Source organism: Alishewanella sp. HL-SH06, assembly GCF_052656265.1.
In genome coordinates, this window is sequence record NZ_CP199752.1 from 1,234,191 (window position 1) to 1,249,210 (window position 15,020).

Sequence of the window (15,020 nt, forward strand, 5' to 3'; positions counted from 1 at the left end):
AATGGCTGTTCTGCACAGGAGTATGTGATGGCAAAAGCAGTAATTTTAGTCCTCGATAGTTTTGGGATCGGCAGTGCGCCGGATGCCGCAAAGTTTGGTGACGAAGGCGCTAATACCTTTGCCAGCATTGCCCGAACCTTTACCGAACAGAAACAACGAGCCTTGCAATTACCTCACCTTGCGCGTTTAGGCTTGGTAAAAGCCTGTACCGCCGCCAGTCAGGGCCAAGCACCGACAGTCGCAGATGCCAGTTCGCTGCATGGTGCTTATGGCTATGCCCGTGAGCTGAGTAGTGGTAAAGATACACCCAGTGGTCATTGGGAAATGGCCGGTGTTCCGGTGTTATTTGATTGGGGCTATTTTAGCGCTAAAACAGACAGCTTCCCGCCAGAATTAATTACCGAGTTATGCCAACGCACCGGTGTGAGCGGGATCTTGGGTAATTGTCACGCCTCAGGTACCGATATTTTGGTGAAATTGGGCGATGAGCATATTAAAACAGGCCAGCCGATTTGTTACACCTCAGCTGATAGCGTGTTTCAAGTGGCTGCGCATGAAGAGCATTTTGGTTTAGCGCGTTTACTGCGCTTTTGTGAAGTAGCCCGCGAACTGCTCGACAAATATAATATTGGCCGCGTCATTGCTCGGCCTTTTACGGGTACTGCGCCAGAGAACTATGCCAGAACGGGTAATCGTCGTGATTATTCAGTATTACCACCTGCGCCGACTGTACTCGATAAATTGGTGCAGCAAGGTGGTCAGGTGATCAGTATTGGTAAAATTGCCGATATTTTCGCGCATCAGGGTATTTCGCAATCGTTAAAAGCCAATGGTTTAGCGCATTTGGTCGATACCACTTTAGCGCAAATGGCCAAACAGCCGGATAACAGTTTAATTTTTACCAACTTGGTCGATTTTGACCAAAACTTTGGCCATCGCCGCGATCCTATTGGTTATGGCGAGGCATTAGAGTATTTCGATAGCCGCTTGCCAGAGCTGATTAATGCCTGTGATGAAGATACCTTGTTATTACTTACCGCTGACCATGGTTGCGATCCCACTTGGCCGGGTACTGAGCACACACGCGAATATGTGCCAGTGCTGGTTTACAAACAAGGGTTAAACGGTGTTGATCTTGGCGAACGCATGAGTTTTGCTGATATGGGCCAAACCTTGGCCGACTATTTCGCGCTGGATGCCATGGCATACGGTGCATCTTTCTTAGCTGATTTGAATTAATTAAAGAGAAATTATGGCAACTCCACATATTAATGCCCCTGCGGGCGCTTTTGCTGAAACCGTGTTAATGCCTGGCGATCCACTGCGGGCAAAACATATTGCTGAAACGTTTTTAGAGGATGCCGTTTGCGTTAACACGGTACGCAATATGTTTGGCTATACCGGTACTTATAAAGGTAAAAAAGTCAGTGTATTAGGTTCAGGTATGGGCGTGCCGTCTATGTCTATTTATGCCACTGAATTAGTCAAATTTTACGATGTAAAAAACATCATCCGTATCGGTTCATGTGGTGCTTTACCGTTATCGGTTAAAGTGCGGGATGTGGTAATTGGTATGGGCGCGAGCACCGATTCTATGGTTAACCGTAATCGTGTTGGCGGTTTAGATTTTGCCGCAATGGCCAGTTTTGGTTTGTTAGAAAAAGCCGTTGCCGCAGCCCGTGCTAAGTCAATTGATGTCAAAGTGGGTAACGTGTTCACTTCAGATTTATTCTATAACCCCAGTGAAACGTTATTCGATACCCTCGAAAAATACGGTGTGTTGGCCGTGGAAATGGAAGCCGCCGGTTTGTACGGTGTGGCAGCAGAGTATGGCATTAATGCATTAGCCATTTTTACCGTGAGTGATCATATCCGAACCGGTGAAGCCTTAAGTGCCGAGTTACGTCAAACCAGTTTTAATGAAATGGTTGAAGTCGCCTTAGGCTGTCTGTAAACAACGAGGGATTGCTGATTATGTCATTAACCACCAATAAAATGTTTTATGTGTCTTGGGAAGCGTTTCATCGCGCCACGAAAGAGCTGGCACGTCAGTTGTTAGCCGAAGACTTTGATGCCATCGTCGCGGTAAGCCGGGGCGGTTTAGTACCAGCAGCCATCTTGGCGCGTGAGCTGAATATTCGTACCGTCGATAGTATCTGTGTGGCCAGTTACGATCATGATAAGCAAGGTAGTTTAACGATCTTAAAAGACGCGCAGTTAGCCGATTCGGCCAAACTGTTAGTGGTCGACGATTTGGTCGATACCGGTGAAACGGCAAAGGCACTGCGCGAGCGTTTTCCGCTGGCGCGTTTTGTTACGGTATATGCCAAACCACAGGGTAAGCCGTTAGTGGATAACTACGTCACGGATATCGAGCAAGATACTTGGATCCAGTTACCTTGGGATATGGAGTTAGCCTACAGTAAACCACTGGCCGAGGAAGTATGAGCCTTACTCAACTGACTTTAACGCTGCCTGACTGGATCAACGAGGTAGTTGATTGGCAGCAGACGTATCAAAACGATCAGCAAAAAATGGCGCTAGCCATAGAGTTATCTCGGCAAAACGTATTGCGTGGCACGGGTGGCCCTTTTGGTAGTGCGATTTTTGATATCGAAAGCGGAAAGTTACTCAGTGTAGGGGTTAACCGGGTCATGCCGTTAAGTAACTCCACTGCCCATGGCGAGATGATGGCGATTATGCTGGCTGAGCAATCACTGCAAAGCTTTAGCTTGTCTGCAGATGGTGTTAAGCGCGAGTTGTTTACCTCCTGTGAGCCTTGCGCTATGTGCTTAGGCGGCACCTTGTGGAGTGGGGTGAAGCGTTTGGTCTGTGCGGCAACCGCCGATGATGCGCGAGCGATTGGCTTTGATGAAGGCCCTGTATATGAGCAAAGCTATCAATATCTAACCGATGTGGGTATTGAAGTGGTGCGGTTAGTTGAGCGTGATGCCGCAGCTGCAGTGCTAAAGCATTATTTGCAAGAGGGTGGCACCATTTATAATGGTTAAGCTATCACAATAGCATTAATAAAAAAGCCAGCGTTAGCATAATACCGATCATTTAGTGTTTAGCATGACGAGGTTTGCTCACATCAACACGCCATGAATCATCCCTGAGGCTCGATTCCGGCCATCCATGGCCTTCAACGGTTGATTTAGAGCAAACAGGTCATGCTTAACTGACTTTAATTAAGCGTTAGCTGGCTTTTTCCATTCAATTAACCTTGCTATACAGTTTATTGCTGATAAAAAGCGCTTCGACTTTTTCGCGAGCCCATGGGGTACGCCGTAAAAACTTTAGGCTACTTTTTACCGACGGATCTTTTTTAAAGCAGTTAATGTCAATCTGCTCTGCCAGCTTGGGCCAACCATAATGCACCACTAACGCAGTAACAATTTGTTCTAGCGTAACGCCATGCAAGGGGTTATTTGTTTGTGTCATGTGGTTTCCCATTACGCCAGCGGCAATCGCTGCTGGCGCTGGCTATCAGATGTTATAAACGTTCGATCAGGGCTGCAGTGAAGTCGGTTGTGCCGAAGCTACCCCCTAAATCACGCGTGGTGCGATCACCGCTGGCGATCACGTCAGTTAATGCCGCTAAAATCTTATCGGCTTTATCTTTCATACCTAAGTATTCTAGCATCTGAATGGACGCTAAGATCACTGAACTTGGGTTTGCTAGGTTTTTACCCGCAATATCTGGCGCGCTACCGTGCACCGCTTCAAAGATGGCACAATCTTTACCGATATTCGCACCTGGCGCCATGCCTAAACCACCCACAAGGCCTGCACAGAGATCCGATAAAATATCACCAAATAAGTTAGTGGTCACAATTACGTCAAACTGCTGTGGGTTCATGACCAGTTGCATACAAGTGTTATCAACGATCATTTCTTGAACTTCGATATCCGGATACGACTGAGCAACCTCGCGCGCCGTTTTCAGGAATAAACCTGAAGTCGATTTTAAGATATTGGCTTTGTGCACGATGGTGACTTTTTTGCGGCTTTCGCGGCGTGCGGTTTCAAAAGCAAACTCGGCAATACGGCGCGCGCCTTCTTTAGTGACAATGCTTGACGCTTGCGCAGTTTGACCATCTTCTGACACGGTTTGGCCATGGCCTGAATACATACCTTCGGTATTTTCACGAATGGTAATAATATCGATATTTTCGTAACGGGCTTTGGTGCCTTTAAATGAGATCACCGGGCGAACGTTAGCGTACAGGTTAAACTTTTTACGTAAGGTTACGTTAATTGAAGTAAAGCCTTCACCTACTGGCGTGGTTAAAGGGCCTTTGAGTGTGATCTTGTTTTTAAGAATAGCGTCTAAGGTGGCTTGTGGTAGCAATTCACCGGTTTTTTCCAGCGCGGTCAAACCGGCATCCACGTATTCGTAGTCAAAATCACAACCGGCTTTTTCCAGTACTTGAATCGCGGCTTCAACAATACTTGGGCCAATGCCATCGCCTTTAATCACGGTAATCGTTTGCTTGCTCATGGAAATCCTTAGCTGTATATTTTTGATATTTATAGTCAGGCCTCGGCCTGAAAGCGTTCTCATTATAGCGCTGCAGCGGGTTTTAAGCCAGTTTACCGCGCAGGATAGCTAGTCACGACTTTGATAGGTGCTATAAGTTTGGTGAATGTAACTTGTGTTAGGCAAATTCACTATTTAGCGGATAAAACAGCCCGTCGTACTGCAGCAGCAGTTGCTGCCATTCTTTTAATGATTTAAGCGGTAATGATAGCGTAGTTGTGGCTTGTTGAAGCAGATGTTGGGTGCTCTGCTGCGCCATCGGATAACAAAATACGCTAAATGTCAGCTGCCAGGCCAACCGTAACAGCAAGCCTTGTTGCTCGGCCAAGGTCCAAGGCATCCCTTCGATATGTTGTGTATATTGACACATGGCGCCTTCAGCCCAACTTTCTAACTGATAATGATGCAATAGTGCTGCCGTCAAACGCTGACTTTTAACCGGTTCCAGCAGGTATTTTTGTACGAGTTGGCTCAGTAAATGTTGATGTTGGACGAGACGACTGGCCGGTACGGCTTGCAGGCTAGGGTGATGCCACAGTGGCGTACTGGCACAACAGGCGATTAAGCCAGCTTGTTGCTGTGATAAGGGTTGTGCTAAGTGTTGGCCTAATAGGAATAAGCTATGATACAGCGCCTGTTGTAATTGCCATAACCAAGCATGCTGATTACTGCGCTGGCATTGCAGGTAAAACTGCAGTTCGGCGCGTGCTACCGCAAGCGGCAACTGTGCTTGACCGAAACTGGCAAGCGCATGACGTAAATTGTTCACTGCTACTTTCTGCCGATTACTGGCAGTGGCATTCTCGAGTAACAATTGAGCAATAGCCGGATGCTTTTCCAGTAAGCTAACCTGAGCATTTAAATCGCTGTGACTTAAACTGCCTAAAATAGACTGCTGCATTAGGTCATTTGGGTTGAGTATGGGCACTTCGGGTCGCTTTGGCATACTGACTTTAGCTAACCAGTGTTGCTGGATCAGCTTAGCCGGTGGCAAAATATTCAATTCATCCAAATTACGTTTAGTCGGATGCTCGGCTAAACGTTGGTGTTCTGGCCAGTATTGCAACGCCTGATAGCCTTCGCTGTGATTATCCGCATGGCAAAGTAGCCAAAAGTTGTCTTGCTCATCGCTGGCAACTCGACCACACAAGTACAATGCAGGTGCATAGTGTATTAACTGGCTGATTTCGGTTAACACTAACTCATCATTAGAACCGATAATCCAGCGCGCTAACAGTACTTCTAAAGCCGGTGCGCTGCCCTTTTCCGGTTGTAATTGATAACCCAGCTCAATGGCTAAGGTTAATAGTGGGCTGTCGTGATGCCCCTGCCAAGGTAGGCGTTTTTGTAAGCGATGAAAAGTGCCAGCGAGTACCGTGGTAATAATGCCGCCGCTTTTATGTTCTTTCAGTTTTTTGGCTAATTGTAATGCCGCTGGTATCTTATTGTGTGCTGTTGTACAACCGGCCAATAACACGGCTACCCCTAATAGATCGCGTCGTGCTTTTGGCCAATGTTTCAGGCGAGTCCATAGCATCAACAGCACCCAACTTTTGATGGTGCGATTTACCGTAGCCGGTTCTTCCGAGGGAATATAGGATAATTGCGCCATTGCTGCGGCTAAATTAATTTCACTACTTTGTTGCAGTTGGATATGCAGTTCTCGCGCTTGTTGAATAACCCTTTGCAAGGTTTCAGGTGTATCGGCTTGCGCTAGCGCTTGGCTTAACAAGGGCAGTTGTTGGTAACTACGTAGCCAATTAATCGATTGATCCGGCATGCGGTTGCTGCTCCAGATAGTGTTTCGTGGCGTCGTCACCTATGGCGGTCAGTTGGCGATTAATAAATAATAAGGCGGTACATTCGTCTGCAGTGGTAATACCGTCTGCAGCTTTACGATGAGTACGATAGTACAATAGTTGATAAACTTGATTATTAAGCACAAAGGCTTCGGTAATATCGGGGCTGCCTAAACGATTGATCAGCGCATCCTGCGCGAGGGGTTGCTTCAGATCAAGGCGTTGTATCACTTTAGCATTAAAAGATTCGCGGTCTTGCCAATTCATTTGAGTCGGGTCATCGGGATAAAAACGCAAAATAGCGAAAGTACTCAGAAAATAGAGTACAACACCAGCAGCAAACCATAGCAGGGTTTTAAATTTCATAAGCGACTACGATGACTCCGTTAAGCGTATATCTTGTAAGTTTAAACCCAGCTCTAATTGAGTTTGCAATGTCAAAATTTGAGTATAAAGAATAATATCTTGTTTTTGCTCAGTGATTTTTAGTTTCAATTTTTTCGGGCAATCAGGGTGTTGCAAGGCATCATTTAAGCTGCGGCCTAGTGCCATAAATTCTTCAGCACCTTTGGGGCCCACACCGTTTACTCCCGGGATATTATTGGTACTATCACCCACTAAGCTCCACCAACTGACGAGTTGCTCTGGCTGCACACCAAACTTTTCTTTTACCTGTTCGCGGCTGACATAGTGTCGGGCGAAAGGATCATAAATCTCAACACCTTGGCCTAGTAGCGGTAAATAGCCTTTATCGGTTGACACAATAACCACGTCTTGTTGGTGCTGGCGTATCTTGGTGGCAATAGTGGCAATCACATCGTCTGCTTCATATTCAGCCTGATGAAAGCATTTCACGCCGCTTAGCTCGGTAGCGGTTAATAAGTCGGGCAGGGCAGCGGCTAAAATACTGGGCATGGGCTTACGATTGGCTTTGTACAGGGCGCATAATTTTTGTCGCCACTGGCTGCTATTGTCACCGTCAAATACCATTAACGCATGAGTGGCCTGCAGCTCTTGGCGCAGGCGGCTTAACGTTTGCAGTAGCATTTGTTGAGTATTACTAATGATTTGCTGACGCGTACCCTCTGCGACTTCTTCCGCTAAAGGCAGGTAGGGGCGCTCTTGTACCGCATACAAGCGACGGACCAGGTTAAGCGCATCTAATAGTATTACTCTAGCCATAATTATTGAGAGATCCGATAACAGGGTTCGTATTTGCTGCCAGGCAATTTCATGCGACCTTGCTCAACAAAAGCCGCCAATAATTTATCCATCAAACGCATTAAAACTGGCTCGCCACTGAGAATAAAGGGGCCATGCTGACGAATGGCTTTTATGCCCTCGTCTTTAACATTACCGGCCACGATACCCGAGAATGCGCGGCGTAAATTAGCCGCTAGTTTCGCTTTGTCCTGATCGAGGTGCAAGTCGAGTGCGGCCATATTCTGATGATTTGGGATAAAAGGTTGTTGAAAATCAGGCGCGATATCCAAGGTCCAATTAAAGTGGTAAGCGTCACCTACGGATTTACGATAGGCTCGCACATCCTGACAACCTTGTTTTAAGCGTTTTGCCACAGCCGCCGGATCATCAATAATGATTTCCAGCAAGGCTAATGCCTCAGCGCCAAGTGTTTGCTGGATAAAATCGGCAATTTCATTAAAGTAAGCTGCACTACTGGCAGGGCCGGTTAAAACGATTGGAAGTCGTTGCTCAGCGTTACGTTTATCTAGCATGATGCCGACCAAATACAGTAACTCTTCCGCTGTACCAGCGCCCCCTGGGAAAATAATAATACCGTGTGCCACGCGCACAAAAGCTTCTAAGCGTTTTTCGATATCTGGCAAGATCACTAATTCATTTACAATCGGATTGGGTGGCTCGGCAGCAATAATACTGGGCTCGGTTAAACCTAAATAGCGACCAGTGCGAATACGTTGTTTACTATGGCCAATGGTTGCCCCTTTCATGGGACCTTTCATCGCGCCCGGGCCACAGCCAGTACAAATGTTTAAACCGCGTAAACCGAGTTGATAACCCACCTCTTTCGTGTAGTGATATTCTGTTTCGCGGATAGAGTGGCCTCCCCAGCAAACAATCATATCCGGTTCACTGGTGGCATCGATGACACGAGCATTCCGCAAAATATCAAACACACTGTGCGTCAGATGCACGCCATTATTAAAATCTAAAGGGTGAGTTTCGCCGCTATGACGGGTGTGATAAAACAAAATATCGCGTAACACCGCAAACAAGTGTTCATGGATCCCTTTGATAATTTTGCCATCGACAAAGGCGCTTTGCGGAGGATTGTTTAATTCAATTTTGATGCCGCGCTCGCGGCTGAGTAACTTAATCGAAAAATCTTGATATTGTTCGTAGATTTCCGCTGAACTGTCGGTATGGCTGCCGACATTCAGCACCGCAAGGGCGCAATTGCGAAACAGTTGATAAGTGTCGTTTTCGGTATTTTGTTGTAAACGTTCAACTTCTAATTGGGATAATAAATCCATAGCACCCAATGGGTTAAGGTGTACTTGCATCGGCAATCTCCTGATTGCGGGCAACAGCGTTGTTACTTTAATGCTATTTGGTCCCGTCCGCCCTTTTTGGCGAGGTATAAGGCTTCATCGGCGCGGTCGAATGCTTGGCGCGGTTGTTCACCGGCTAAAAACTCTGTGGCTCCGAAAGAAATGGTAATACGCACATGTTCATTTTTAAATTTAAACGGAATTTTTTTGATTTTTTCTCTTATTAAATTAAGCGGCTCACTGGTTTGACTCAGTTTAGTATCGGGCATGATGATCACAAATTCTTCGCCACCGTAACGGGCTAAAAAATCTGTTTGCCGTATCGATTGTTGTAGTATTTTGGCAATAACCCGAAGGGTTTTATCACCGGCACTGTGGCCGTAACTGTCATTAATTTTCTTGAAAAAGTCTACATCACCTAAAATAATACATAGCGGCGTGCCTTGGCGTAGCCAGCGTTTAAATTCTAGATCTAGGCGAGCTTCGTATGCAGCACGATTTGGGATCCCCGTTAAAGTATCACGAGCACTGCGAATACTTTGCTCGGCGAGACGTTCTTTAAAACTTTTAGCATCGCGCTCTAATTCTTTGACGCGGCTCTCCATCACAACCAAGCTGCCCAGCAGCTTCTTTCTCTCTTGTTGTTCTAGCCGTTCTTTTTCATTTAATGACTCGGTTAAATCATTCATTCGCACGATAACCAAGCTTTTAAGTTGTTCTAAAGACTGTGCTTTTTTAGTTTGTTTGCCTAGGTCATCGATTTGATTTTCAATTTTTTGATTTAGCGTGGCGAGTTTTTGTTGAAAATGCCCTGAATCTAGTAAGGTTGCTTCAACAGCTTGTTGCACACTGGCAAGGGCTGCATTCAACTTTAATAAAAAGTTTTCAGAGGATTGCCGCTCTTCTTGCAAGCCATTGGCGATAATGTTGATGGTGGTTAAACAGGCATTAAAGAGGTCTTCAATAGTCAATGAACCGAGTAAACTGGCCTTGATTTGTTCGGCAGCAGGAGCGTGTTTTTCGGTAAAGGTGAGCTCGCTCAGTAAATTACTCAGTTCTAAAGTCAATTGCCGACAAACATGTGCATAGCGCTCATGCTCATCATGACCATCACTTAAAACGTTGCTGTTTTTGGCATCCTGATGCGCACTTAATGCGGTTTGGTAAAGTTGCGCAAGGTGCGTTAGTTGCGGCAAAAAAGCTTGTAAGGTTGCGGTGGGCTGCTCAACTTTACTTAACAGTTGGCGTAAATCGCGGCGTAATTGATCAGGTAAACCCCGCTGTTGTTGCAGCATTTTGCCTGCTTGGGTCAGTTCTTGTTGGATCTTAACAATTTCAAGCTCTTGTTGCTTTTCAAGCGCTTGCAAGCTGCTGCTTATATCATTAATTAAAGGTAAGACATTTTCCAGATCTGCACTTTTACTTAGCGCACTGCGTAACTTTGCTAGTCGATTATCCAGTTCTAAATCAATGCCTTTTGTTAGTAAGGATAAGCGTAATACAAGCTGCGAAAGCAGTGAAAACTGCTTTTGGTAAGTTTGCTCTAAGGTTTTTCGAGCAGAAACGGCTTGGCTAAGTTGTTGCTTCAGGTCTTGTTGCAATGCTGCCACCTTACTAAGGGTTCCAAGAGTCTTGATGAATCAAGTATATCCCCAGACTGGGCTAAGAAGGTAGCGTAATGCTAAAAAACTTAAAGTAAAAAGCGAGCTTAAGCTCGCTTTTCGATATTTCTTATTATTTTAGCTTGGCTTACTTTGTTAGGTAGTAAGGCAGCCAGCTAGTTTCTTCTGTAGGGGTAAGATGTAACATTATCAGGTTCCATTTTGCTATTGCCTGTTGTCAGCATCAACAGGTGTGACTATTAAAGCAGAATCACCTCTGAAATGAAAGTGCATGTGTAATATTTCTTATTGGCTTTCATGTTTTAGCATCATTTTACTGAATTAAAGCCAAAAAAAGCTAAAAGACAGCGATATGCTGTCTTTTTTTGTGTTGGGGTACGTGATGGGTTACATTATTGGCGGCTTAAACGAATATTGGGTGCCTGATAAGGCTCACTGCTGCGTAATGGATTAATATCTAAGCCACCACGGCGTGTATAGCGCGCATATACTGCTAAAAATTCGGGCTTGGCAAAGCGCCATAAATCCGTGTAAATGCGTTCTACACATTGTTCATGAAATTCGTTATGGCTGCGGAAGCTGATTAAATATTTTAATAAGGCTTCATGCGACAGTGCTGGGCCGCGATAATGAATATAAATACTGGCCCAATCGGGTTGCGAGGTAATTAAGCAATTTGATTTTAACAAATGCGAATGCAGCTTTTCATCAACGCGATCTCGGTTCGGCTCTAATGCCAGTAGGCTGGCATCGTACTGATACTGGTCAACGCTAATATCTAATTCATCTAAACAGATACCTGGGATCCAGGTTGCTTGAAACGCCATAATTTCACTTACATTATGCAGGCTAACTTGCACTGGCTTACCAGCACACGCCGATAAGTCTTGTTGTAATGCTTGATAAACCTGACCTAAATCAGCAAAGCGGCTTTGATTAAAGCTGTTTAAATACAATTTAAAGGATTTAGATTCAATTAAGTTGGCCGAGTCTACCGGGACCACAAAAGTCGCCAGCGCCACCATGGGTTTGCCTTTGGCGTTTAACCAAGATAGTTCGTAACCGTGCCAGATATCTTGACCAACAAAGGGCAGGTCAGCATCGCTTATGCCAAGTGTTTGGCGGCCTAAGCTACGAGGAACCGCTTGTAACAGCGTAGGAGTGTAGTGATCAACATAATCGGTAATCTTGCCTAGACTTAAGTCGGCCAGAATGTCGGTATGGCTTTTTGTCATTTCTCTGTCTTTTTAGCTACAATACCGCGCATATTATCATAACTGTCCCGAGGAGTAGAGGTGTCTACTGAACAAGCGTTGGCAAAATTTATCGAACACAGTGTCACTTGGCATCAGGCCACGGCGCAGCCATTAACGGCATGGGCCGATCCAGCTAGCCCTTCTCCTTGCCAACAGCAATGGTTAGCCGAGGATCAGGTCAGTTGGCTACCTGTTGCCCAGCAACCCGCCGCGGATTTTAGCAATATTGAGCAAGCATTAGAGTTAATGCTGCATCCCTCCATTAAAGCTTTTTACAGCTGTTTTTATGCAGCGAATATGGCCGCAGGGCATCCACGTGGCAAGTTAGCTTTACTATTGCCTTGGAATCAAGATGATATTAGCCGTTTGCAAGAAAACATTATTGGTCACATTTTAATGAAGCAACGCTTAAAACAGCGAGCCACGGTATTTTTTGCCGTAACTGATGACGCCAACATTATGTTGTCGGTGTTAAATAGTACCGGAGAGGTATTCTTAGAGCATGTTGGGAAAGAAGTTTCGGAAAAAATTGCCGATGATCTGCCGTCGTTTCTAGCCAGTTTAACTCCTCAAGTTTACGACGCTTGTTTTGACTGACACTCCCATGCGATATTACTGAGTAATTGGCAGTTATCGCATTGAAAATCAAACATCTCGAGTCGTGGCGTCGCCAGACGCCAATCAGCACCACAGCCGGGACAACATTTATTAGCGTCTTGCTGACAATCCGAACTGCTGCCACTGTAAAGGGCATACCAGATCGGCAGCTGATTAAGTCGACTGATCTGCTGTGCCAATTGGCGGCCGCGTCGATTTAATTTGCTATGTAATTGCTGCAGACTGTTTTCGGCGATCTTCGGTAGTACCCGATCTTCTTGTAACTGTATTTCATCTAAGGCCTGATATTGGATCTGCCAGCGGATCAATGCTTCAAAATCGTCTTCTGCTGCGGTTAACCAAAAGAGTGGCACGGGTCGCAAGGTTTCAGCACAACGTAAAGGTGAGCAGGTATCGGCGAAGCTAGTAAATAATATCAGGCTCTTGGGAAGGGTTTCACAGGTTTGCTGTGACATCAAATCAGCGCCAAGTAAGGTGTGTTGGGCATAGCCGAGGCCCGCCTCGGTTAATTGTTGCTCAGCATATCGTACTCTATTACTGTGCCATTTGCTGGCAAGCGCATCTTGGCTGGCCAGTACAACCCGGCTGCTAAACGTATCTTGTTGCCATGCGGTAGGAAACTCTCTGCCTAATACTTGGCCATTAAAGATTAAGGCTTCAATATAAGCACGGATAGCTTGTTCTGCCTGCGTTAAATCGGTATCAGCGATGACCCGAAACCGTAACTCAGCGAGATACATTATTGTTTTCTAACAAGCTGATTAATAAATCGAGTTTCTGTTCAATGCGGTTAAGCTGGCTGCTCATATCTTGCTCGGCATTGATGGGCCGACTAAATGCCAGATCGGCGACCAATGCAGGATCTTCTTCGGCGATCGGCTGCTGGCGCCATTGCTGGTATGCTGTAAACAGTTCTGGTGCATTAAGTTGCCCAGTTAGTTTCGCTTTAAACAGCGCTAAGCTGGGCTTTTTGCCTTCTTGACGCAATTGGGCTGCAGCGTGTTGTAATAAACGGATGGCTGTGGTCATAGCGGATCGTCTGGTTCACCAAAAAGTAGTTTAATTTACCACTCCCTTGGCCTTAGCAAAAGCCCTATGTTTTTAAGTTGCTGAAATTAATAATATTTTAAAATTGGTGTCAATTTTGCTTGGTTTGGCGTGTTAAGTATCATACTTTATTGATTACTGGCATTACTTAAAAGGAGAAGACTTATGTCGGGTATGGGCACTAAAATGATTAAAGCCGGTGTAGTGGCGTTTCTGGTGTTGGGGTTAAGTGGTTGTGTCGTGGCTATTGGCAATACGGATGAGCCAAAAAATCAATTGGCTTCAGATAAAGCACAACATGAAAATTTGAAAAAAATTAACCAGTTACAGTTAGGCTTTTCCGTAGCAGAAGTAAAAACTTTACTCGGTGCACCTGATTTCACCGAGGCCTTTCAGAAAAACGGCGAGCAAGTTCAAGTGCTGTTTTATCGCACACAACTTAATCGCCGAGATAATAAAACCACAAAAGATGAATGTACGCCTATTGTATTTCATGGCGATCAACTCAGTGGTTGGGGTGAGAAAGCCTACAATTATTTATAAGTAGCGGTTATTGCGCAGCAACTTGATGTAGTTGCGCATTTAATTGATCAATCACTTCGCACCATTCTGCATCATTTCGTAGTGCCTCATTAATAAAGCTCGCCTGCGCTTCATTCCAGTAGGGTGCTTTGGCAATGTTGGTGTCTTCGGTTAATTGGTGCGTTTGAATAAAGTCTTCAATCGCTTTAGTACTATTGGCTAAACCGAGTTGCGCGAATAAATTTTCTAACGTGGTTGCTGTGGTATCCATTTTTTACTCCTGTTTGACGTTAAGAATAGTATTTATTACCTTTTTTGCACGGTGATTTAGCGTGATTAACGATACATCGTCTGTAAAAATCATACTTGGCAACCTAGCATGACACTGCTATTGTGAATAAAAAAACAACAACAATAGCAGGTGCCGCATGTTAGCTCAGGTAACTAATTTTGAACCCTCTCAATTAACGGCCAGTTTGCTGGGAGGCGAAGATTTAAAACTGGCTGCTTCAGTGTTATTTCAGTCTTATCATGATGACCCACTTTTTATGGAAATTTTTCGTGCTGCTGACACGGATTATGAAGCGCGTTTGCGCTCCGCTATTCGCGAAGAGCTGAATACTTTTTGGCAAGCCGGGCAGCCAATCATCGGCTTGTTTAATCAAGAGCAGTTACTGGGTGTAGCCTGTGTAGTCGGGCCAGATTCAGGCATTGGCAGCAGTCGTTTGTGGCATTGGCGTTTAAAAATGCTGTTAACTGCCGGCTTTGTTTCTACCAAACAGCTGTTAAATAAAGAAGAAAAAATTCATGCGGCCATGCCGGCAAAACGCTATCACATGCTGGCTTTTATTGCCGTGGCGCCGAAATATCAGCATGCGGGGTTGGGCCACTATTTAATTGCGGCCGTGGATGGCTTAGTTGATGAAGATCCATCGTCTGCAGGGATTGGTGTTTTTGTCACATTAGCAAAGTACCACGCTTTTTTTGCAGATGAGCAATATCAAAAAGTCAGTGAGCTTGCTTTTGGCTCAGTCAGTGGCACTTTAATGTTTCGCGCCCGTCAGTCGGTTCAAGGTTAAACG

The 15,020-nt window shown here is 45.4% G+C and carries 18 protein-coding genes; 7 read left to right on the forward strand and 11 right to left on the reverse strand.

Translation table 11 applies throughout. From position 1 onward, the window contains the following. The first annotated feature begins 27 nt into the window (after window positions 1–27). The 4 genes from ACUJFK_RS05720 to ACUJFK_RS05735 are packed head-to-tail and all read left to right on the forward strand — an operon-like array spanning window position 28 to window position 3,011. A complete protein-coding gene (locus ACUJFK_RS05720; RefSeq protein ID WP_445426316.1) occupies window positions 28–1,239 on the forward strand; it encodes a phosphopentomutase in 1,212 nt (403 codons plus the stop codon). 13 nt (window positions 1,240–1,252) lie between these two features. After that, window positions 1,253–1,954, forward strand: coding sequence for a purine-nucleoside phosphorylase (deoD, locus tag ACUJFK_RS05725; protein ID WP_226749701.1), 702 nt, complete (start codon window positions 1,253–1,255; stop codon window positions 1,952–1,954). Window positions 1,955–1,974: 20 nt separating this feature from the next. Further along, window positions 1,975–2,448, forward strand: coding sequence for a xanthine phosphoribosyltransferase (gene gpt / locus ACUJFK_RS05730; RefSeq protein WP_226749702.1), 474 nt, complete (start codon window positions 1,975–1,977; stop codon window positions 2,446–2,448). Next, a complete protein-coding gene (locus ACUJFK_RS05735; protein WP_445426317.1) occupies window positions 2,445–3,011 on the forward strand; it encodes a nucleoside deaminase in 567 nt (188 codons plus the stop codon). Before gpt ends, ACUJFK_RS05735 begins: the two co-directional genes overlap by 4 nt. 205 nt (window positions 3,012–3,216) lie before the next feature. Here the strand turns inward: ACUJFK_RS05735 and ACUJFK_RS05740 are convergent, their stop codons facing one another. The 8 genes from ACUJFK_RS05740 to queF form a co-directional block, all read right to left on the reverse strand. Further along, entirely contained in the window at window positions 3,217–3,444 is a 228-nt protein-coding gene (locus ACUJFK_RS05740; RefSeq protein ID WP_226749704.1) for a VF530 family protein, read from the reverse strand. A 52-nt stretch (window positions 3,445–3,496) separates the two neighbouring features. Continuing rightward, complete coding sequence (locus ACUJFK_RS05745) at window positions 3,497–4,504, reverse strand: isocitrate dehydrogenase (protein WP_226749705.1); 1,008 nt, start codon at window positions 4,502–4,504, stop codon at window positions 3,497–3,499. A gap of 157 nt (window positions 4,505–4,661) precedes the next feature. Continuing rightward, a complete protein-coding gene (locus ACUJFK_RS05750; protein ID WP_445426318.1) occupies window positions 4,662–6,323 on the reverse strand; it encodes a hypothetical protein in 1,662 nt (553 codons plus the stop codon). Next, window positions 6,304–6,708, reverse strand: a complete 405-nt coding sequence (locus tag ACUJFK_RS05755; RefSeq protein ID WP_445426319.1) for a DUF3192 domain-containing protein — start codon at window positions 6,706–6,708, stop codon at window positions 6,304–6,306. The genes ACUJFK_RS05750 and ACUJFK_RS05755 overlap by 20 nt, the downstream gene beginning before the upstream one ends. 6 nt (window positions 6,709–6,714) lie before the next feature. Next, a complete protein-coding gene (gene xni / locus ACUJFK_RS05760) occupies window positions 6,715–7,524 on the reverse strand; it encodes a flap endonuclease Xni (protein ID WP_445426320.1) in 810 nt (269 codons plus the stop codon). 2 nt (window positions 7,525–7,526) lie between these two features. Then, window positions 7,527–8,885: a nucleotide 5'-monophosphate nucleosidase PpnN gene (gene ppnN, locus ACUJFK_RS05765; RefSeq protein WP_445426321.1), complete on the reverse strand. Its 1,359-nt coding sequence runs from the start codon at window positions 8,883–8,885 to the stop codon at window positions 7,527–7,529. Between the two features lie 32 nt (window positions 8,886–8,917). After that, window positions 8,918–10,474: a diguanylate cyclase gene (locus ACUJFK_RS05770; RefSeq protein ID WP_445426322.1), complete on the reverse strand. Its 1,557-nt coding sequence runs from the start codon at window positions 10,472–10,474 to the stop codon at window positions 8,918–8,920. 413 nt (window positions 10,475–10,887) lie between these two features. After that, window positions 10,888–11,730, reverse strand: a complete 843-nt coding sequence (gene queF, locus ACUJFK_RS05775; RefSeq protein WP_445426323.1) for an NADPH-dependent 7-cyano-7-deazaguanine reductase QueF — start codon at window positions 11,728–11,730, stop codon at window positions 10,888–10,890. 60 nt (window positions 11,731–11,790) lie between these two features. Here queF and syd point away from each other — a divergent pair, with 60 nt between their 5' ends. Then, entirely contained in the window at window positions 11,791–12,348 is a 558-nt protein-coding gene (gene syd / locus ACUJFK_RS05780; RefSeq protein ID WP_445426324.1) for a SecY-interacting protein, read from the forward strand. Here the strand turns inward: syd and ACUJFK_RS05785 are convergent. Then, a complete protein-coding gene (locus ACUJFK_RS05785) occupies window positions 12,327–13,109 on the reverse strand; it encodes a DUF2310 family Zn-ribbon-containing protein (RefSeq protein WP_445426325.1) in 783 nt (260 codons plus the stop codon). The genes syd and ACUJFK_RS05785 overlap by 22 nt on opposite strands. After that, window positions 13,096–13,398 carry a hypothetical protein gene (locus ACUJFK_RS05790; protein WP_226749714.1) on the reverse strand — a complete coding sequence of 101 codons (303 nt, stop codon included), beginning with the start codon at window positions 13,396–13,398 and terminating at the stop codon, window positions 13,096–13,098. The genes ACUJFK_RS05785 and ACUJFK_RS05790 overlap by 14 nt, the downstream gene beginning before the upstream one ends. A 183-nt stretch (window positions 13,399–13,581) precedes the next feature. Here ACUJFK_RS05790 and ACUJFK_RS05795 point away from each other — a divergent pair, with 183 nt between their 5' ends. Then, entirely contained in the window at window positions 13,582–13,959 is a 378-nt protein-coding gene (locus ACUJFK_RS05795) for a DUF3192 domain-containing protein (protein ID WP_306176970.1), read from the forward strand. Window positions 13,960–13,966: 7 nt separating this feature from the next. Here ACUJFK_RS05795 and ACUJFK_RS05800 read toward each other — a convergent pair whose 3' ends face one another. After that, window positions 13,967–14,209 (reverse strand): DUF2789 domain-containing protein, encoded by a 243-nt coding sequence (locus tag ACUJFK_RS05800; protein ID WP_226749716.1) that lies wholly within the window; start codon window positions 14,207–14,209, stop codon window positions 13,967–13,969. A gap of 157 nt (window positions 14,210–14,366) precedes the next feature. Here ACUJFK_RS05800 and ACUJFK_RS05805 point away from each other — a divergent pair, with 157 nt between their 5' ends. After that, complete coding sequence (locus ACUJFK_RS05805) at window positions 14,367–15,017, forward strand: GNAT family N-acetyltransferase (protein WP_445426326.1); 651 nt, start codon at window positions 14,367–14,369, stop codon at window positions 15,015–15,017. Window positions 15,018–15,020: the final 3 nt, after the last annotated feature.